The sequence below is a fragment of the Kribbella flavida DSM 17836 genome, assembly GCF_000024345.1.
GTDB classification, from domain to species: domain Bacteria; phylum Actinomycetota; class Actinomycetes; order Propionibacteriales; family Kribbellaceae; genus Kribbella; species Kribbella flavida.
This window is the reverse complement of the sequence record NC_013729.1, coordinates 1,051,545-1,069,471: the sequence shown is the minus strand read 5'-3', so window position 1 is coordinate 1,069,471 and position 17,927 is coordinate 1,051,545. Positions and strand designations below refer to the sequence as shown.

The following is a 17,927-nucleotide window of genomic DNA, read 5'->3' as shown; positions in this document are numbered from 1 at the left end:
AGCCCGCCCGGATCGGTCCGGAGCGGGCTCGACAGCGACCGGTTGCGCGCGGTCAGCGGCCTTGGTTCTTGACGGCCTCGATGGCGGCCTGGGCGGCGGCCGGGTCGAGGTACTCGCCGCCGGGGGTGACCGGGTTGAAGTCGTCGTCCAGCTCGTAGTACAGCGGGACGCCGGTCGGGATGTTCAGGCCGACGACGGTCTTCTCGTCGAGCTGGTCCAGGTGCTTGACCAGCGCGCGCAGCGAGTTGCCGTGCGCGGTGACCAGCACGGTCTTGCCGTCGCGCAGGTCCGGCACGATCGCGTCGTACCAGTACGGCAGCATCCGGACCACGACGTCCTTCAGGCACTCCGTTGCCGGCAGCAACTCGCTGGGCAGGGCGGCGTACCGCGGGTCGCCGGCCTGGTCGAACTCCGAACCGCGCTCGATCGGCGGCGGCGGGGTGTCGTAGGAGCGGCGGAACAGCATGAACTGCTCCTCACCAAGCTCCTCCAGCGTCTGCTTCTTGTCCTTGCCCTGCAGAGCGCCGTAGTGCCGCTCGTTCAGCCGCCAGGACCGGCGAACGTCGATCCACTGGCGCCCGGCCTCCTCGAGGGCGATGTTCGCGGTGCGGATGGCACGGCGCAGCAGGGAGGTGTGCAGCACGTCCGGCAGCAGGTCGCGCTCCAGCAGCAGCTGGCCGCCGCGGTGCGCCTCCTCGACGCCCTGGGCGTTCAGGTCGACGTCGACCCAGCCGGTGAACAGGTTCTTGGCGTTCCAGTCGCTGTGGCCGTGGCGGAGCAGGATCAGGCGATAGGTCATACCGGCAAGACTATCGGGGCTCCAGCCAGCCCTTGAACGCGTCCAGGTTCCGGGTCGACTCGCCGCGGGCGATCCGCCACGCGTACTCCTTGCGGATCGAGCTCGCGAACCCCAGCTCGAGAATGGTGTTGAACGACGAGTCGGCGTACTCCAGCACCGCGCCGAGCAGCCGGTCGACCTCACCCGGCGTGATCGCGTGCAGCGGAACCCGGCCGTCCAGGTGGATGTCACCGAGGTGGTCGACGGCGAACGCGACGCCGTACATCTTGAGGTTCCGCTCCAGCAGCCAGCGGTAGACGGCCTCGTGGTTCTCGTCCGGGCGCCGGGCGACGAACGCGTGCACCTGGACCGCCTGGCTGCCGACGGTGAGCGTGACGGTCGTCTTCAGCTTGCGCTCGCCCGGCAGATCGGCGCTGAACGCGCCCGGGGTGGTCTCGGTGAACTCGAGCTCGTTCTCGGTCAGCACCTGACGGATCACGTCCGCCGCGGACACCCTCATCCGGCCACCTCCGCGGCTGTGTCTAGTGTGTGGTGAGGCTTGAACGATAGCGGTGTCCAGGGGCGTGCATCGTGGTGCTTGGGAAGTGTCCTCGATGCGGAGCATCGTGGATGCTGCCCAAGTGCCGCGAGGTGCGTGCCTGGGCGCCGATAGCGTCGAGCCTCACCACACACTAGACACCTACTCGGCCGCCATCGTTTCTGTGGCCGTCCGGTAGGCGGCCAGCGTTGTCTGCGCGGTCAGTTCCCACCCGAAGCCCTGGGCATGCTCGACCGCGGCCTTGCCCATCGTCTCCCGGGTGCCGGGATCCGTCGCGATCGCGGCCAGCGCGTCGGCGAAGTCGTCGACGCCGTGCCCTGGCACCAGCAGCCCGGTGACACCGTCGGTGACCGCCGTGGTCAGCCCACCGACGGCCGCCGCGACCACCGGCGTACCGCAGGCCTGCGCCTCCAGCGCGACCAGCCCGAACGACTCCGAGTACGACGGGACGCAGACCACCGACGCCGCGCGGTACCAGTCGGCCAGCCCGGGCCGGGGCATCGGCTTCACGAACCGGGTCACGTCGTCGACGCCGAGCCGGCGGGCCAGCTCCGCGTGCGCCTCGGGGTGTTCCATCCCGTTGCCGGACGGCCCGCCGATGACCGCCACGACCAGCCGGTCACGCAGCTCCGGCTGCCGCTCCAGCATCCGGGCGGCGGCGCGGATCAGCAGGTCGGGCGCCTTCAGCGGCTGGATCCGGCCGACGAAAGCCAGCACGATCGCGTCCTCGCGCACCCCGACCGCCCGGCGCGCCGCCGCCTGGTCGCCCGGCGCGAACACCTCCAGGTCGACGCCGGGGTTGACCACTTCCACCTTCGCCGGCTGCGCGCCGTACAGGGTGACGAGCTCGTGGGCCTCCTCGTCGGTGTTGGCCAGCAGCCGGTCCGCCGCCTCCACCACCTGCTCCTCGCCGAGCAGCCGGGCGGGAGGCTCGGGCACGTCGTCGTCGGCGAGGCTGGCGTTCTTCACCTTGGCCATCGTGTGCATGGTGTGCACCAGCGGGACGGCCCAGCGGTCCCGGGCGAGCAGACCGACCTGGCCCGACAGCCAGTAGTGCGAGTGGATCACGTCGTAGTAGCCCGGTTCGCGGATCGCCTCGGCGCGCAGGACGGCGCGGGCGAAGGTGCAGAGCTGGGCGGGCAGTTCGTTCTTCGACAGCCCTTCGTACGGGCCGGCGGCGACGTTGCGCACGGTGACGCCGGGAACCAGCTCCACCTTGGCCGGCAGAGCGGAGGAGGTCGCACGGGTGAAGATGTCGACCGCGATGCCCAGGTCGGCCAAGCGCCTGGACAGCTCGACCACGTAGACGTTCATGCCGCCCGCGTCGCCGGTCCCGGGCTGGTCCAACGGCGACGTGTGCAAGCTGATCATCGCGACCCGCCGGAGAGGACGGTCCACGGCCGGAGGCTCAGTCACCGACCCAGCGTACGCCGCTGCCGCGCCCCGCGACCGCGCCGTCGTACCAGCCGCGCGGGCGCGCTCCGGTTCCGTGAGACGGGGTGCCGGCCTGCCCGGGATCTTTGAAAGACTTCGGTTATGACGACTCGTCCTGTTGCCGTAGTGACCGGAGCCAGTAGCGGGATCGGGGCGGCGACCGCCCGCGATCTGGGCCGGGCCGGGTTCGAGGTGGTGTGCGCGGCCCGCCGGCTGGACCGGGTGGAGGCGCTCGCCAAGGAGATCGACGGCCGGGCCGTGCGTTGTGACGTCACCTCGGCCGAGGACGTCGCGGCGCTCACCGCGGCCGTCGGCGACCGGCTCGACCTGCTGGTCAACAACGCCGGCGGCGCGTTCGGCTTCGAGCCGGTCGCGGAGGCCGACCTGGGCGCCTGGCGGCGGATGTACGAGGTGAACGTGATCGGCGTGGCCGCGGTGACGAAGTCGTTGCTGCCGGCCCTGGTCGCCGGCCGCGGCACGATCGTCGTGATGGGCTCGACGGCCGGCCAGGTCGCCTACGAGGGCGGCGGCGGGTACGTCGCTGCCAAGCACGCGGTGAAGGCGGTCGTGGACACGCTGCGGCTGGAGCTGTTCGACCAGCCGGTCCGGGTCTGCGAGATCGCGCCCGGCATGGTCCGCAGCGAGGGCTTCGCACTCACCCGCTTCGACGGCGACGAGGCGAAGGCCGAGGCCGTGTACGCCGGGGTCGCCGAGCCGCTGACTTCGCAGGACGTCGCCGAGATCGTCACCTGGGTCGCCACCCGACCCCCGCACGTCAACATCGACCGGCTCACCGTCCGCCCCCGCGCCCAGGCCGCCCAGCACAAGGTCCACCGGGTCCAGTAGGCAACGCCGTACCGGACCGGTCGTCCCCGCGTCTTCCTCCTCTCACCTCCCACTTCGGGCTCAGCTCCCTACGCCCCACCTTGGGCACGGTTCAGCCGCTGTCGTTGCGGCCCGATGGCTACCCCGTGCACAAACTGCTCCGAAGGGTGCACCGGCCAAACCCGATCAACCCCGCTACGCATCCCCGGAACGGTCCGACCTTGAGCACGGCTCGGCCACTTGCGCGGCGTTCTGGTGGCTGCCCGGTGCTCAAAGTGCCTTCGGCGGCGGGGCGAGAGAGCATCCAGGGAGGCGAGGGTGAGGCGTCAGGCCTTGGCGCGGAGGCGGTTGACCGGGGGCGACGGGACCGGCAGCGGCGTCGTCGGTGCCGGCAGGCCGTAGCCGGCGTGCAGGCGGCGGCGGACGTGCTCGAGCGGAAAGGTCTCGGGGTAGATCGCGAGCTTGACCGTGACGCCCTCGAGAGTTGCCCGGAGCAACATTTCCTCGACGGCCGGGTCGGCGGCACCGCGCGCGGCGAAGACCTCGCGGATGGCGTCCTCGACCAGCACGAGCCGGGCCGACTTCCGGGTCTCCACCTCGGCGAACACCCCGTGCGTGCTCGGCTGCATCATCAGCGAGATCGCCAGCCGCTGCACCGGCAGGCCGGCCGCGGCCGCCGTGAGGGCTCCGTCGATGATGCCGGCGAGCCGTTCGTCCGGCGTACCGGTGATCGCGAGCAGGCCGGCGATCCCGTCCAGCCACCGGTCCAGCAGTTGCGCGGCCAGCTCCCGCTTGGACGGGAAGTAGTAGGCCACCAGGCCGCGGGACACCCCGGCCCGTGCGGTGACGTCGGAGATCGACGCGGCCTCGTAGCCCTTCTCGGCGAACACCTCGAGAGCCGCGCCGAGAATGCGCTCGCGGGACCGCTCCCGCATCTCCTGGTTGGTGGCGACCGACCGCGGCACGTTCTTCTTCCCTGGTCAGGTTCCTGGAGGCCGAGCAACCCCCCACGGTGTGCTCGGCGCTCCGGGACCGACCCCCCGGTGTTCCTTCGCGGTGTTCCCCCCGGCCCCTCCCCAGGCGCCCACCTCAAGACTGGACGTCCGGTCAACGAATGTCAAAGGGTTCGCCGGTTTCGTGCACACAGTGGGTCACCGGTAGGATGACATGGCTGCGCAGTGCGTCGAGTGGCATCTCGTGCGACACCTAACACGCCGTAGCCACCGCCTGACTCTTTGTCCCAACTGCTTGGAGCGCTTCCGCATGCCCCTCCGTAATGACCTGCGCAACGTGGCCATCGTGGCCCACGTCGACCACGGGAAGACCACCCTGGTCGACGCGATGCTGTGGCAGTCCGGCGCGTTCGGAGCCCACCAGCACGTGGACGAACGCGCGATGGACTCCGGCGACCTGGAGCGTGAGAAGGGCATCACGATCCTCGCCAAGAACACCGCCGTCCGGCACAAGATGGCCAACGGCGAGCAGATGACGCTGAACATCATCGACACCCCCGGTCACGCCGACTTCGGTGGCGAGGTCGAGCGCGGCCTGTCGATGGTCGACGCGATCGTGCTGCTGGTGGACGCCTCCGAGGGCCCGCTGCCGCAGACCCGGTTCGTACTGCGCAAGGCGCTGGCCCGGCAGATGCCGGTGATCCTGGTGGTCAACAAGGTCGACCGCCCGGACGCCCGGATCGCCGAGGTCGTCGACGAGACCTACGAGCTGTTCCTCGACCTGCTGGACCACGACGCCGACCAGGGCGCGCTCGACTTCCCGGTCGTGTACGCCTCGGCCCGGGCCGGCCGCGCCTCGCTGAACCAGCCCGAGGACGGCGGCATGCCGGACTCCGAGGACCTCGAGCCGCTGTTCGAGACGATCCTGGCCAACGTGCCGGCCCCGGAGTACACCGAGGGCGCGCCGCTGCAGGCGCACGTCACCAACCTGGACGCCTCGCCGTTCCTCGGTCGGCTCGCGCTGGTCCGGGTGCACGAGGGCACCCTGAAGAAGGGCTCGCAGGTCACCTGGTGCAAGCACGACGGCACCTTCCAGCGGGTCAAGATCACCGAACTGCTGGTCACCGAGGCGCTCGAGCGGGTGCCCGGCGACTCGGCCGGACCGGGTGACATCGTCGCGATCGCCGGCATCCCGGAGATCATGATCGGCGACACCCTGGCCGACCCGGAGAACCCGAAGCCGCTGCCGTTCATCACCGTGGACGAGCCGGCCATCTCGATGACGATCGGTACCAACACCTCGCCGCTGGCCGGCCGGACCAAGGGCACCAAGGTCACCGCCCGCCTGGTCAAGGACCGGCTCGACAAGGAACTGGTCGGCAACGTGTCGATCAAGGTGCTGCCGACCGAGCGTCCGGACGCCTGGGAGGTGCAGGGTCGTGGTGAGCTGGCGCTGGCCATCCTGGTCGAGCAGATGCGCCGTGAGGGCTACGAGCTCACCGTCGGCAAGCCGCAGGTGGTCACCAAGGAGATCGACGGCAAGAAGCACGAGCCGGTCGAGCGGCTGACCATCGACTGCCCCGAGGAGTACCTCGGCACCGTCACCCAGCTGCTCGCGGTCCGCAAGGGCCGGATGGAGCAGATGACCAACCACGGCACCGGCTGGGTCCGGATGGAGTTCCTGGTCCCGGCCCGCGGCCTGATCGGCTTCCGCACCGAGTTCCTCACCGACACCCGCGGCACCGGCATCGCGCACCACGTGTTCGAGGGCTACGAGCCGTGGTTCGGCGAGTTGCGCACCCGCCCGTCCGGCTCGCTGGTCTCCGACCGCACCGGCGTCGCGACGTCGTACGCGATGATCAACCTGCAGGAGCGCGGCACGATGTTCGTCGAGCCGGGCACCGAGGTGTACGAGGGCATGATCGTCGGCGAGAACTCGCGCGCCGACGACATGGACGTCAACATCACCAAGGAAAAGAAGATGACCAACGTCCGCTCGAACGCGGACGAGTTCGAGAAGCTGGTGCCGGCCCGCAAGCTCTCGCTCGAGCAGTCGCTGGAGTTCTGCCGCGAGGACGAGTGCGTCGAGGTCACGCCGGACGCGATCCGGATGCGCAAGGTCGCGCTGACCCAGATCGAGCGCGCGAAGCTGGGCCGCAAGAACAAGGGCTGATCGACGACGTCGCCGGCGGTCACGATCCACGGGGGAGTATCCGGATCGTGACCGAACCGGCCGGGCCCGCACGACGTCTACACAGTGGAAGTTACTCAGTTGGGGGAAGGACAAGGGGACATGGGGATTCTGCGTAAGCTCGGCGCCACCACGACGGCGGTCGCGCTCCTGGGGGTCGGCGTGCTCACCGCCGGACCGGCGACGGCGGCCCAGGCCGCTCCGGCCGTGGCACCGAAGGTTGCGCCCAAGGCCACCGCTCCGCAGCCGAAGGCTCCGGCGGCGAAGAAGCCGGCCGGCAAGAACGTGCTGGTGCCCGGCAAGCTGCGGCTCGACAAGCGCTGCATGACCGGCCGGATCATCTGCATGAACAAGAAGACGCGCAAGCTGGCGTTCCTGTACAACGGCAAGCTGCTCGCCACCGGCGACGTGCGCTTCGGCGGCCCGAGGACGCCGACCCGCAACGGCAGCTTCAAGGTGTACCGCAAGTCGAAGAACCACGTCTCGTCGATCTACAAGTCGCCGATGCCGTACGCGATGTTCTTCAGCGGTGGCCAGGCCGTGCACTACTCGGCCGACTTCAAGGCCCGTGGCTACAACGGCGCCTCGCACGGCTGCGCGAACATGCGCGACAAGAAGAAGATCGCCTGGATCTTCGCCCGGGTGAAGATCGGCGACAAGGTGCTCGTCTACAACGCCTGAGCACCAGCACGGACACCACGACGGCGGCCGGGGATCACTCCCCGGCCGCCGTCGCCGTCGTGAAGGCCTTGAACAGCCGCGGCTCGACCAGGCAGAAGGTCGCGGTCCGCACCGCGGTCGGCGTACGGCGCAGGGTCCGGACGGCGATGTCGGCGGCCGACTGCGCGGGCCAGCCGTAGATGCCGGCCGAGACGGCGGGCAGCGTCAGGTGGGCCGCCTCGAGCTCGTCCGCGATCCGCAGCGCGTTGCGGTAGCAGGACTCCAGCAGCGCCGGATCCCGCTGGCCGGCCGTGTGGTTCGGCCCCACCACGTGGATCACGTACGACGCCGGCAGGTCGCCCGCCGTCGTCCAGCCGGCTTCTCCGGTCGGCAGGCCGTCCGGGTAGCGCTGGACCAGCTCGGCCAGGATCGCCGGTCCGCCGGCCCGGTGGATCGCTCCGTCCACCCCACCGCCTCCGCGCAAGGCGTGGTGCGCGGCGTTGACGATCGCGTCGGCCGGCACGGTCGTGATGTCTTCGGTGCTCAGGACGATCTCCATCGCCCCAGTGTGGAACAGGTCACGACTTGCCCTCCACAGGTGTACCGGGTCCGTTCCACCCCCTACGCTGTCCCGGCACCGTGGAAACCGAACGGTGCCAACCAACAGGTCGGTGAGGACGTCCTACTGCTGCAGGAGGATTCACCTGCTGCGGGGGACGGTTCGACCACGAGGGGTTCGGATGCGCACGGGAAACTGGGTACGGGGGATGTCGGCGGTCCGGCACGTGATGGCCGGCGCCGTCGTCGCCGCGGCGGCGACCGGGATGATGGTCTACGGGCTGGAGGGCACCGCGAGTTCAGCGACCGCCGCCCCTGCCGCGCCGGTGGCGAGCACGGACCTGAAGACGGTGCCGTTCGAGGTCAGCGGTGAGCTGCCGATCTACCCGAAGGCACTGTGGAGCAACGGCGCCACCAGTCCCGACGTCCGCAAGGTCGAGGCCCGGCTGATCCAGCTGAAGCTGCTGGACAAGCGCTGGCTGGACGCCTCCTTCGGTACGTCGACCCGGTCCGCGGTGAAGAAGTTCCAGACCTCGAAGGGCATTCCCGCGCTCGGCTACGTCGACCAGAACACCTGGGACCAGCTGAAGGCCGCGACGCGTGAACCCACCCAAACCGAGTTGTTCCCGCCGCCTCCGGTGGTGAACGGCAGGCCCCTGGACCCGCGCTGCGCGACCGGGGTGTCGCTCTGCATCGACAAGACCAGCCGCAAACTGCGGTACGTCGTCGACGGTGCCGTGAAAATGCAGTTCGACGTCCGGTTCGGCGCCCAGAAGACGGCGACCCGCGAAGGCGGGTTCTCGGTCGGCTGGAAGAGCCGCAACCACGTGTCGAAGCTGTACGACTCGCCGATGCCGTACGCGATGTTCTTCAGCGGCGGCCAGGCCGTGCACTACTCCTCGGACTTCGCCGCCCGCGGGTACGCCGGCGGCTCGCACGGCTGCGTGAACGTTCGCGACCTGGCCAAGATCAAGTGGCTGTTCGACCAGGTGAAGGTCGGCGACAAGGTCATCGTCTACCGCTCGTAACCCACCCCACCCCTCCGCCGCCCCACCCGGATCCTGAGCCGAACTCTCGTGGGTTAACCCCTCAGGTGCACGGTTGGCCCACCAAATTCCGGTGGGCCAACCCTGTCTTTGAAGGGTTAACCCATGAAAGTGCGCCCCGGCATCGGCAGGCGCGCCGGCGGGGGCTGGCCCGGCGAGGGCTGGCCCGGCGGGGGCTGGCCCGGCGGAGGGCTGGCCCGGCGGGGGAAGTGCGCGCCGGCGGCGGTGGGGGCGGCGTGCGGCGAGGGGAGGGCTGGGTGTGGGTCAGAGCGGGCGGGGGCCGCGGCGGCGGCGGATCCCCCAGCCGCCGCCCCGGCCGCGGCCGGTGGCGGCGCGCAGGGCCGGTCGCGCGTCGACCAGGTAGACGCCGGCGGCGACGATGCCGATCAGGCCGAAGAAGCTGAGCCAGCCCTGGAAGATCTGCGACAGCGAGAAGGTGGCCAGGATCAGCACCCAGCCCGGCTTGGTCAGTTTGTCCGCGGCGACGAAGACCGCGCGGGGGCGGAAGACGGCATCCAGCAGCGCGACCAGCTTCAGGCCGAGCAGCACCCACCAGATGACGTCGATCGGATTACCGAACCCCGGGAACAGGACCGGGAACGTGGCGAGTGCGTGCATGCGTACGAGCCTAACAAGCCAACGGGCGGCCCACCTCTGCCCAGCGGCAGATTCGGACCACCCGTCGGTGTTTCCAGCCCGCCGCAGCGGCGGTACTACGGTCAGTCGCCGACCTTGGCGGCCGCGTCGGTCGCGGCCTTGGAGGCGCTCTTCGCGGTCTTGCGGGCGCTGGTGGCGGTCGCCTTGACGTTGCGGGAGGCGCTGTCGGCGGTCTTCTTCGTGGTCGTCCGGGTGGCCTTGGCCTTGCTCACCGTGGTCTCGGCCTGCGCGACCAGGTCCTCGGTGGCCTTCTGGCTGCGGATCCGGGCGACGATCTCCTCGCCGCGGCTGGCCAGGTCCTCGTAGGTCTCCTCGGCCTGACCGAGCACGGTGGTGAGGCCGGCCTGGGCGACGGCCGGCAGCTCGCGGAGCTTCGCCGGCACGGTCCGGGCCTCGACGGCCAGCGCCTCGAGCCGCTTGGACAGCTCGGCCTGACGTTTGGTCAGCTCGGTCTGCAGCGTGCTCTGCAGGGCCTTCTGGTCCAGCTGGGCGAACCGGGTGCTGACGTCCTCGCTGACCGCGCGGAACTTCTCCACGGCCAGGTCGCCGGCACCGGCGATGACGTACAGGGGCGTGACGGGGGTACGGGTAGCCATCAGGCTTCTCCTCGGGACATAGCGGATCTACTGAGCTGTGCGTGCAACTGCAGGGGCTTAGGGGGTCGCCGGCTTGCGGGCCGGCGCGCTCTTGGCGACCGCCGGCTTGCGCGCGGACGCGGTCTTGCGGGCAGTGGTTCTCGGGGCCGCGGGCTTCTCGGCCGCGGTCGTGGGGGCCGCGGGCGTCGTCGCCGGCGCGGTCTTCTCGGGGTCCGCCGGGTCGTCCGGCTGGTCGTCCGTCGCGTTCTCCCGGACGAAGGACGCGTACACGTCCAGCAGGACCCGCTTCTGGCGCTCGGTCAGCGCCGGGTCCAGCAGAATCGCGTCGGTCACGCCGGTGGCCCGGCCGGCGCCGTCCGAGCCGTCGTCGGGGTCGAGGATGCCGGCCCGGACGTACAGGGTCTCCGCGGAGATCCGCAGCGCCTTGGCCAGCTGCTGCAGCACGTCGGCCGACGGCTTGCGCAGGCCGCGCTCGATCTGGCTGAGGTACGGGTTCGACACCCCGGCCAGGTCGGAGAGCTGCCGCAGCGACAACTGCGCGTGCCGGCGCTGCTCGGCGAGGTACTCCCCCACCGAACCCACCGCACCTGCGGCACGATCACTCAACTTGGCCATGGCCCCAGTGTGCTAGCAGCACGCTTGCAATTGCAAGCAAACACACAGTGAGCCCGCTCACTTTCCGTGACAATGCCGACGGGTGAAGGCTGTGGTCAGGCGAAGGTGGCGGAGTGGGGGCGGACGGAGCCGACCTGGACGCCGCCGCCGAGCAGTGGGGCGTGCAGCTGCTTGCCGATCACCTCGTGCTCGACGCCCAGCTTCTTCAGCACCGCGGCCATCACCACGGCCCGGGCGCGGGCGCTGCCGTCCTCGATCTTCAGCGCGATCCCCCGACCGTCGGCCAGCCCGACGGCGTACACGCTCTCCGCGCCGACCTTGCCGAACAACCCCGGAACGGCGCGGATCAGCTCGGCCTCGTCGCGCTTGCTCCCGCTGGCGTACTCCGGGTACTGCCGGAACGCGTCGGCGATCCGGCGCTCGAGCGTTCCTTCCGCTGCGGCGGCGAACAACCCGAAGGAGCGCGCCAGCCCGGCCAGACTGATGGCCAGGATCGGCGCGCCACAGCCGTCGACCGCGACGTACGCGACCTTCTCGCCGGCCGAGTCCTCGACCGCGGTCCGGATCGCCTGCTGCAGCGGGTGCCGCGGCGAGCGGTAGTCGTCGTCGCCCCAGACGCCGTCCGGGCTGGTCTCTTGGGCGGGGTCGTGGATCGGCCAGCCGTTCGCGACGCAGGTGGCGATCATCGCGGCGTGCTTGCCGGAGCAGTTCATGGTGATTCGCTCCGGACCATGGCCGGCCCGGACCCACGCGTCCCGCACGTGGTCCTCGACCGGGTACTGCGGCGGCGTACGCAGCGCGGACTCGTCCAGCCCCACGCCCGCCAGGATCCGCCGTACGCCGTCCAGGTGGAACTGCTCACCCGAGTGCGACGCACCGGCCAGCGCGAGCAGCTCGCCGTCCAGGTCGAGGCCGTGACGCAGCATGCCGAGCGCCTGCATCGGCTTGTTCGACGAGCGCGGGAACATCGGCCGGTCCACCACCCCGGCGGACCACTCGACGCTGCCGTCGGGATTCGTCACCACCACCGAGCCGCGGTGGTGTCCTTCCACGAAGTCGCTGCGGACGACGTCGGCCACGATCACAGGTTCGGTCACGGCTGCACTGTACGGCCCGGCAGTCAGGGGCAAAAACCTCTGTTGGAGATGATTCGGCTCACAGCCGGGCGCGCACGTGCAGCCCGACCTCCGGATGCACGATCAGCTCCTGGGTCGCGGTCACCGTCGGCTGGTCCTCGGCGACCACCTGCAGCTCGGCCGCGGGGTCCACCGAGCGCTTGACCAGCGCGAGCGCGATCGGCCCGAGCTCGTGGTGCCGGGCCGCCGACCCGACGAAGCCGACCTGCTTGTCACCGGCCCGTACGGCGTACCCGTGGGCCGGCAGGTGATCCACCGAGCCGTCGAGGTGCAGCCGGACCAGGCGGCGCGGCGGCCGGCCCAGGTTGTGCACGCGCGCGACGGTTTCCTGCCCCCGGTAGCAGCCCTTGTCCAGGTGAACGCCGATGCCGAGCCAGCCGAGCTCGTTCGGAATCGCCCGCTCGTCGGTGTCCAGGCCCAGCCGCGGCGCTCCCGCCTCGATCCGGAGCGCCTCGTAGGCCCAGACTCCGGCCGGCGGCCCGGCGAGCTCGGCGAACGCGGACAGCTCCTCGCGGGGCAGGAACGTCTCGTACCCACCGAGCGAGTCGCCGCCACTGCGGGTCAGCGGTCCGTCGGCCGGAGCGGTGCCGGGACGCCAGACGATCGCGAAGGCGTCCGTGACATCGGCGATCTCCACCCGGGACATGAACACCATCTTCTGCAGCCACTCGACCAGCGCGGCCGCGGCGCCGGGCTCGGTGTGCAGCCAGAACGTCTCGCCGTCGTCCACGCCGTACATGGCGTGCTCGACGTGTCCCGTCGGGGACAGCAGCAGAGCCGTGGTCGAGGTCCCCGGACGCATGCCCTCGAAGTACTGGGTGGTCAGCGCGTGCAGCCAGGTGAGCCGGTCCGGCCCGCTGATCGTGACCACGTCCCGGTGGGACAGGTCGACGTACCTCTGGCCGGCGACGAGAGCGCGTTGTTCGCGCAGGTCGGAGCCGTAGTGCGCCGCGACACCGGCGTCCAGGCCGTCGGCCTCGACCGCGCCGGGCAGATCCAGCAGGGGGCTGCGCTTCGATGACATGTCACCAGCGTACGTCCAGCGCCGTACCCCGGACAGACCAGTGCCCGTCAGCGGCGAGCTGACGGGCACTGGTGAGGGGTGGGACAGGTGGTTCTAGTGAATGCGGTCCTGAGCATCGCCGGCCGGACCGGCGGTGACGGGCTCGGGGACGTCGCCGGCGTGGGTGTCGCCGGCGGCGAAGGCGGCCTCGTCGAACGGGTCCTCGCCGGCGAAGACCTGACGAACCTGGTCGCGGTCCAGCTCACCGACCCAGTGGCCGACGAGCACGGTGGCGACCGCGTTGCCGGCGAAGTTCGTCAGCGCCCGCGCCTCGGACATGAACCGGTCGATGCCGACGATCAGGCCGACGCCGTCGACCAGTTCCGGCCGGTGCGACTGCAGGCCGCCGGCCAGCGTGGCCAGCCCGGCGCCGGTGACGCCCGCGGCACCCTTCGAGGCGATGATCATGAACGCCAGCAGTGAGATCTGCTGCCCGAGCGAGAACGGCTGGTCCATCGCCTCGGCGATGAACAGCGAGGCCATCGTCAGGTAGATCGCGGTGCCGTCCAGGTTGAACGAGTAGCCGGTCGGAACGGTGATGCCGACCACGCTCTTGGACACCCCGAGGTGCTCCATCTTGCCGATCAGCCGCGGCAGCGCGGTCTCCGACGAGGAGGTGGACACGATCAGTAGGAACTCGCGGCCCAGGTAGCGCAGCAGCTGGAAGATCGACAGACCGGTGACCACGCGCAGCAGCGTGCCGAGCACGACCACCACGAACAGCAGGCAGGTGATGTAGAAGGCCAGCATGATCTTGCCGAGGCTGATCAGCGCGTCGCCGCCGGTGGCGCCGACGACGGCCGCGATGGCGCCGAAGGCACCGATCGGCGCGGCCCACATGATCATCGCCAGCACCTTGAAGACCAGCCGCTGCAGGTGCGCGATGCCGTTCAGGATCGGCTGGCCCTTCGAGCCCATGCCCTGCAGCGCGAAGCCGACCAGCAGCGCGACCAGCACGGTCTGCAGGACCTCACCCTCGGTCAGCGCCGACACGATCGTCTTCGGAATGATGCCGAGCAGGAACTCGGTGGTGGTCGCGTGCGCGCCCTCGGCCTGGCTCTGGCCGGTCTCGCGCAGCTTGTCGGTCAGGTTCAGGCCGGACCCCGGCTGCACCAGGTTGCCGACGACCAGGCCGATCGCCAGCGCGACGGTCGACATCACCACGAAGTACAGCAGCGCCAGGCCGCCGACCTTGCCGACGCTGGCGGCCTGCCGGACCGACCCGATGCCGAGCACCAGGGTGCAGAAGATGACCGGGCTGATCATCATCTTGATCAGGTTCACGAAGCCGGTGCCGAGCGGTTTCAGCTCGACCGCGAAGTCGGAGAACAGGAAGCCGACACCGATGCCGAGCGCGACGGCGACGATGACGGCGATGTAGAGAAAATGGGTCCGGTCGTTGCGGACCGGGGTGGGGCGGGGTGCGGTGCTCGACATACAGGCTCCTCGGCCGGGCGGTGCGGTTCTGAGTAACTGTGACGTGACGCACAGGACAACGGCGCATTTCGTTCATATCGTTCGCACGGCAGCACGTCGGTTCGGCGGGTACCGAAGCGTCCGGATCGCCGTGGGACCACCAGCGGGGGCACTGGTGTGCACAATGTCGCCATGAGACGACGGTCGTGGGAGCTGCGGCACCAGGTGCTCTGGCTGCAGACCGCGACGGTCACCGTGCTGGTCGCCATGGTCTGGATCACGATGGCCAGCCGCGCCCGCGCCCAGGCCGACCGGGACGCCGCGGCCGCCGGCATCACGCCGCCCGGCTGGTCCGAGCTGCTGCGGGCCGAGACCCGGACCATGCTCGGCATCGCCAGCCTGATGCTCGGCGTCGCGATCGCCGGCAACGCGCTGGTCTCCTGGCGGGTCCGTCGGGCCACCCGCGGCATCGGGACCCAGACGCTGGCCTGGATGCTCGACTTCTACCAGGGCGTCCTGCGGGCCGCCCGCGAGGGACTGCTGCTGATCGACGCCGACGGACACGTCCAGCTGGTCAACGACGAGGCGCGGCGGCTGCTCGGTCTGCGCGAGGTCCCACCGGATGCGACGGTCGAAGACCTCCACCTTCCGGCCGGCCTCGCGGAGCTGCTCGGCCAGGGCCGGACGGCGTACGACGAACTGCATCTCGGCGCGCAGGGCGTCGTCGTGGTGAACCAGCAACCGGCCCGGTCCGGGCGGATCGTGACGCTGCGGGACCACACCCAACTGCAGGCGCTGCTCGGCGAGCTGGACGCTGTCCGCAGCCTGGCCGAGTCGCTGCAGGCGCAGAACCACGAGGCGTCGAACCGGCTGCACACCGTGGTGAGCCTGATCGAGATCGGCCGGCCGGAGCGCGCGCGGGAGTTCGCGGTGTCGGAGCTGCAGTTCGCGCAGGCGATGACCGATCGAGTCGTCGGCACGGTCGGCGATCCGGTGCTCGCGTCGCTGCTGCTGGCGAAGCTGTCCCAGGCGCAGGAGCGCGGCGTACTGCTGACGCTGGAGCTGGGGTCGGAGGCGCTGAGCACCCGACTGCCCGCGCAGGACGTCGTCACCGTCGTCGGGAACCTGCTGGACAACGCGATCGAGGCCGCGCGCGGCGGACCCGCTCCGCGGCGGGTCGAACTGAGAGCCGGTACCACGCCTGACGCGATCGACCTGGCCGTCACCAACACGGGCGCCGAGTTGGGGGCGAGCGAGTTGGCGCGGATGTTCGATCGGGGCTGGACGACGAAGAGTGAGCCGGGGCATGGGTTGGGGCTGGTGCTGGTTCGCAGTACGGTCGAACGCTGGCAGGGCACGTTGATGGTCGACCCGGACTCCGAGCTGGACGAGATTCCGGCGCTGACCGTGCGGGTCCGGTTGCCGCGGGCGGTGAGCGCGAGTGCCTGAGCTGCTGCGCGTACTGGTGGTCGAGGACGACCCGGTCGCCGCCGAGGCCCACCGGACGTACGTCGATCGCCTGCCCGGCTTCACCTGTGTGGGAATCGCCGGCACGGCCGCTCGCGCCCTGCAGGTGCTCAGCCACGGGCAGATCGACCTGGTCCTGCTGGACATGAACCTGCCCGACGGCCACGGCCTGGACGTCGTACGGCGTATGCGGGCCGCGGGCAACCAGACCGACGTGGTCGCGGTGACGTCGGCCCGGGAGGTGTCGGCGGTGCAGGCCGCGGCGCGGATCGGGGTGGTGCAGTACGTGCTCAAGCCGTTCGCCTTCGAGACGCTGCGCGACCGGCTCTCGGCGTACGCCCGCCAACGCCGCGCCGCCGAGTCCGGCCAGGTGGTCGCGGACCAGGACGAGGTCGACCGCTTGTTGCACCCAGCAACCGTTTCGTCGGTGCCGAAGGGCTTGGCGGGCTCGGTCCTGGACCGCGTCGTGCAACTGCTCGGCAACCGCGAGGGCTGGACCGCGGAGGAGGTCGCGACGTCCCTCGGCACGTCCCGCATCACCGCCCGCCGCTACCTCGAACACCTCGCGGACCAGGGCCAGGCCCTCCGCACCCAACGCTACGACGGCCGCAGCGGCCGCCCCAAAGTCGAATACTCCTGGGTCAGCGAAAGCTGACCACCGTCCGCAACCCCGCCGGCCCCTCAACGCCGACTTCGAGCACCGCTCAGCCACGGAACGCCCGCACATTTGGTTGGTGGGTGCTCAAAGTGCAGTCCGCCAGCGAGCAGCGGCGGGGTGCTGGGAGCGGCGGGGTGCATCCCGCGAGCTTGCTCGCGTGCCCAGCCAGGCAGGTGGATCAGACAGCAGGCAGCCCGTCGCCCGGAGTTCAGGCGCGGACGAGCGTCGCCCACAGGTGCGGCTGCAGCGGCTGCCCCTCGGCGGCCATGTCGTACGCCCAGAGCAGCTCGCCCTTGACCAGCCCGTAGAGCCGATGCCCCGCGCTGACCTCCTTGGCCGTCGCCGTCCGCGCGATCACGTCGGTCTGCATCTCGACCTTGGCGCCGTCGATGTCGCCGTACCAGATCTCCGCGAACCCGGTCGGGTGCGCCATCACGACCTCGAGCTTGTTGTCCGGCTTGGGCCGCCAGAACCCGGTCTCCACCGCGAGCGGACGCTCCTTGGTGCCGTCCTCGGCGACCACGTAGGTCTGGCTGACGTAGTGCAGGTACGGCTTGCCGTTGTGGCTGAAGTCGATCTGCTGCCCGAACTCGAACTTCTCGATGGTCGGGTAGTCACCGTGCCCGCGGCCCTCCCACCGCCCGAGCAGCCAGGCCAGCGGCATCAGGTCGGGGTGCAGGTCCTGCGGGATCTCGAACGGCATGTACCTGCTCCGGGGTCAGTTCGTGCCGCGGCCGCGGAACAGCCGGTAGACGACGAACGCCGAGAACCAGCCCATGAACACACAGACCAGAACCAGCAGGCTCGTGAAGATGACGTGCAGCACGTTCGCCAGTCTAGGCGATGGCGCGCGGGCTGCTGGGCTACGGTGGCGTGATGTCCCGCACGCTGGTGATCAAGTTGACCGCAGGCGCCGAAGAACCCGAACGCGCGAACCAGGCCTGCACCGTGGCCGCCACCGCCGTCGCCTCCGGCGCCACCGTCTCTCTCTGGCTCACCGGAGACGCCGTCTGGTTCGCCGTGCCCGGCCGCGCCGACGCCGTCGCCCTGCCCCACGCGGCCCCGCTCGCCGATCTGATCGCGGCCGTTCTCGCCGGCGGCCGACTCACCGTCTGCACCCAGTGCGCCAAACGCCGCGACCTCACCGAAACAGACCTGCTCCCCGGCACCAGAATCGCCGGCGCCCCCTCCTTCACCGAGGAAATCCTCACGGAGAACGCGCAGGCCATCGTCTACTGACCTGTCGGTCCTTTGGAGCCACCAGCCTCGGCGGCCTGTAGACACCGGCTACCGCAGTGCGAGGTCGCGCTGCGGC

General features: G+C 70.4%; 19 protein-coding genes. 7 read left to right on the top strand and 12 right to left on the bottom strand.

From position 1 onward, the window contains the following. Positions 1-52 precede the first annotated feature (52 nt). From KFLA_RS04965 to mshA, 3 genes are all read right to left on the bottom strand, one after another. A complete protein-coding gene (locus KFLA_RS04965; RefSeq protein WP_012918670.1) occupies positions 53-799 on the bottom strand; it encodes a phosphoglyceromutase in 747 nt (248 codons plus the stop codon). Positions 800-809: 10 nt separating this feature from the next. Next, the gene (locus tag KFLA_RS04960) at positions 810-1,298 is read right to left on the bottom strand and encodes a type III secretion system chaperone family protein (protein WP_012918669.1); all 489 of its coding nucleotides are present in this window, start codon (positions 1,296-1,298) and stop codon (positions 810-812) included. A 180-nt stretch (positions 1,299-1,478) separates the two neighbouring features. Further along, a complete protein-coding gene (gene mshA / locus KFLA_RS04955; RefSeq protein WP_012918668.1) occupies positions 1,479-2,753 on the bottom strand; it encodes a D-inositol-3-phosphate glycosyltransferase in 1,275 nt (424 codons plus the stop codon). Between the two features lie 120 nt (positions 2,754-2,873). Here mshA and KFLA_RS04950 point away from each other — a divergent pair, with 120 nt between their 5' ends. Continuing rightward, positions 2,874-3,617 carry an SDR family oxidoreductase gene (locus KFLA_RS04950; RefSeq protein WP_012918667.1) on the top strand — a complete coding sequence of 248 codons (744 nt, stop codon included), beginning with the start codon at positions 2,874-2,876 and terminating at the stop codon, positions 3,615-3,617. 305 nt (positions 3,618-3,922) lie between these two features. Here the strand turns inward: KFLA_RS04950 and KFLA_RS04945 are convergent, their stop codons facing one another. Further along, positions 3,923-4,561 carry a TetR/AcrR family transcriptional regulator gene (locus KFLA_RS04945; RefSeq protein WP_012918666.1) on the bottom strand — a complete coding sequence of 213 codons (639 nt, stop codon included), beginning with the start codon at positions 4,559-4,561 and terminating at the stop codon, positions 3,923-3,925. A gap of 298 nt (positions 4,562-4,859) precedes the next feature. On the opposite strand from KFLA_RS04945, the gene typA reads away from it, so the two are divergent. Both typA and KFLA_RS04935 read left to right on the top strand, forming a co-directional pair. Further along, positions 4,860-6,722: a translational GTPase TypA gene (gene typA / locus KFLA_RS04940; protein ID WP_012918665.1), complete on the top strand. Its 1,863-nt coding sequence runs from the start codon at positions 4,860-4,862 to the stop codon at positions 6,720-6,722. A 120-nt stretch (positions 6,723-6,842) separates the two neighbouring features. Continuing rightward, positions 6,843-7,421, top strand: a complete 579-nt coding sequence (locus KFLA_RS04935) for a L,D-transpeptidase (RefSeq protein WP_012918664.1) — start codon at positions 6,843-6,845, stop codon at positions 7,419-7,421. A 34-nt stretch (positions 7,422-7,455) separates the two neighbouring features. Here KFLA_RS04935 and KFLA_RS04930 read toward each other — a convergent pair whose 3' ends face one another. Then, positions 7,456-7,959 (bottom strand): macro domain-containing protein, encoded by a 504-nt coding sequence (locus KFLA_RS04930; protein WP_012918663.1) that lies wholly within the window; start codon positions 7,957-7,959, stop codon positions 7,456-7,458. Between the two features lie 181 nt (positions 7,960-8,140). Between KFLA_RS04930 and KFLA_RS04925 the strand changes: the two genes are divergently transcribed. Continuing rightward, positions 8,141-8,986, top strand: a complete 846-nt coding sequence (locus KFLA_RS04925) for a L,D-transpeptidase family protein (RefSeq protein WP_012918662.1) — start codon at positions 8,141-8,143, stop codon at positions 8,984-8,986. Positions 8,987-9,268: 282 nt separating this feature from the next. Here the strand turns inward: KFLA_RS04925 and KFLA_RS04920 are convergent, their stop codons facing one another. The 6 genes from KFLA_RS04920 to KFLA_RS04895 form a co-directional block, all read right to left on the bottom strand. Continuing rightward, the gene (locus tag KFLA_RS04920; RefSeq protein WP_012918661.1) at positions 9,269-9,622 is read right to left on the bottom strand and encodes a DUF2516 family protein; all 354 of its coding nucleotides are present in this window, start codon (positions 9,620-9,622) and stop codon (positions 9,269-9,271) included. 101 nt (positions 9,623-9,723) lie between these two features. After that, positions 9,724-10,257 carry a hypothetical protein gene (locus KFLA_RS04915; protein ID WP_012918660.1) on the bottom strand — a complete coding sequence of 178 codons (534 nt, stop codon included), beginning with the start codon at positions 10,255-10,257 and terminating at the stop codon, positions 9,724-9,726. A gap of 57 nt (positions 10,258-10,314) precedes the next feature. Further along, positions 10,315-10,872 carry a helix-turn-helix domain-containing protein gene (locus tag KFLA_RS04910; RefSeq protein ID WP_012918659.1) on the bottom strand — a complete coding sequence of 186 codons (558 nt, stop codon included), beginning with the start codon at positions 10,870-10,872 and terminating at the stop codon, positions 10,315-10,317. A 95-nt stretch (positions 10,873-10,967) separates the two neighbouring features. Beyond that, a complete protein-coding gene (locus tag KFLA_RS04905) occupies positions 10,968-11,969 on the bottom strand; it encodes an asparaginase (RefSeq protein ID WP_148256550.1) in 1,002 nt (333 codons plus the stop codon). Positions 11,970-12,027: 58 nt separating this feature from the next. Continuing rightward, entirely contained in the window at positions 12,028-13,032 is a 1,005-nt protein-coding gene (gene ygfZ / locus KFLA_RS04900; protein ID WP_012918657.1) for a CAF17-like 4Fe-4S cluster assembly/insertion protein YgfZ, read from the bottom strand. Between the two features lie 93 nt (positions 13,033-13,125). Further along, on the bottom strand, positions 13,126-14,508 hold the full coding sequence (locus tag KFLA_RS04895; protein ID WP_012918656.1) for a C4-dicarboxylate transporter DctA: 1,383 nt from the start codon (positions 14,506-14,508) through the stop codon (positions 13,126-13,128). A gap of 171 nt (positions 14,509-14,679) precedes the next feature. Here KFLA_RS04895 and KFLA_RS04890 point away from each other — a divergent pair, with 171 nt between their 5' ends. Continuing rightward, positions 14,680-15,936 carry a sensor histidine kinase gene (locus KFLA_RS04890; RefSeq protein ID WP_012918655.1) on the top strand — a complete coding sequence of 419 codons (1,257 nt, stop codon included), beginning with the start codon at positions 14,680-14,682 and terminating at the stop codon, positions 15,934-15,936. Then, a complete protein-coding gene (locus tag KFLA_RS04885; RefSeq protein ID WP_012918654.1) occupies positions 15,929-16,609 on the top strand; it encodes a response regulator in 681 nt (226 codons plus the stop codon). Before KFLA_RS04890 ends, KFLA_RS04885 begins: the two co-directional genes overlap by 8 nt. A gap of 211 nt (positions 16,610-16,820) precedes the next feature. Here KFLA_RS04885 and KFLA_RS04880 read toward each other — a convergent pair whose 3' ends face one another. Further along, positions 16,821-17,315, bottom strand: a complete 495-nt coding sequence (locus KFLA_RS04880) for a heme-binding beta-barrel domain-containing protein (RefSeq protein WP_012918653.1) — start codon at positions 17,313-17,315, stop codon at positions 16,821-16,823. A 140-nt stretch (positions 17,316-17,455) separates the two neighbouring features. Here KFLA_RS04880 and KFLA_RS04875 point away from each other — a divergent pair, with 140 nt between their 5' ends. Further along, a complete protein-coding gene (locus KFLA_RS04875; RefSeq protein WP_237706734.1) occupies positions 17,456-17,851 on the top strand; it encodes a DsrE family protein in 396 nt (131 codons plus the stop codon). Positions 17,852-17,927: the final 76 nt, after the last annotated feature.

Bases quoted from the DNA above. Each gene is read 5' to 3' on its own strand.
- KFLA_RS04965 (WP_012918670.1), bottom strand. From the start codon at position 799: ATGACCTATCGCCTGATCCTGCTCCGCCACGGCCACAGCGACTGGAAC.
- KFLA_RS04960 (WP_012918669.1), bottom strand. From the start codon at position 1,298: ATGAGGGTGTCCGCGGCGGACGTGATCCGTCAGGTGCTGACCGAGAAC.
- KFLA_RS04950 (WP_012918667.1), top strand. From the start codon at position 2,874: ATGACGACTCGTCCTGTTGCCGTAGTGACCGGAGCCAGTAGCGGGATC.
- typA (WP_012918665.1), top strand. From the start codon at position 4,860: ATGCCCCTCCGTAATGACCTGCGCAACGTGGCCATCGTGGCCCACGTC.
- KFLA_RS04935 (WP_012918664.1), top strand. From the start codon at position 6,843: ATGGGGATTCTGCGTAAGCTCGGCGCCACCACGACGGCGGTCGCGCTC.
- KFLA_RS04930 (WP_012918663.1), bottom strand. From the start codon at position 7,959: ATGGAGATCGTCCTGAGCACCGAAGACATCACGACCGTGCCGGCCGAC.
- KFLA_RS04925 (WP_012918662.1), top strand. From the start codon at position 8,141: ATGCGCACGGGAAACTGGGTACGGGGGATGTCGGCGGTCCGGCACGTG.
- KFLA_RS04920 (WP_012918661.1), bottom strand. From the start codon at position 9,622: ATGCACGCACTCGCCACGTTCCCGGTCCTGTTCCCGGGGTTCGGTAAT.
- KFLA_RS04915 (WP_012918660.1), bottom strand. From the start codon at position 10,257: ATGGCTACCCGTACCCCCGTCACGCCCCTGTACGTCATCGCCGGTGCC.
- KFLA_RS04910 (WP_012918659.1), bottom strand. From the start codon at position 10,872: ATGGCCAAGTTGAGTGATCGTGCCGCAGGTGCGGTGGGTTCGGTGGGG.
- ygfZ (WP_012918657.1), bottom strand. From the start codon at position 13,032: ATGTCATCGAAGCGCAGCCCCCTGCTGGATCTGCCCGGCGCGGTCGAG.
- KFLA_RS04895 (WP_012918656.1), bottom strand. From the start codon at position 14,508: ATGTCGAGCACCGCACCCCGCCCCACCCCGGTCCGCAACGACCGGACC.
- KFLA_RS04890 (WP_012918655.1), top strand. From the start codon at position 14,680: ATGAGACGACGGTCGTGGGAGCTGCGGCACCAGGTGCTCTGGCTGCAG.
- KFLA_RS04880 (WP_012918653.1), bottom strand. From the start codon at position 17,315: ATGCCGTTCGAGATCCCGCAGGACCTGCACCCCGACCTGATGCCGCTG.
- KFLA_RS04875 (WP_237706734.1), top strand. From the start codon at position 17,456: ATGGCGCGCGGGCTGCTGGGCTACGGTGGCGTGATGTCCCGCACGCTG.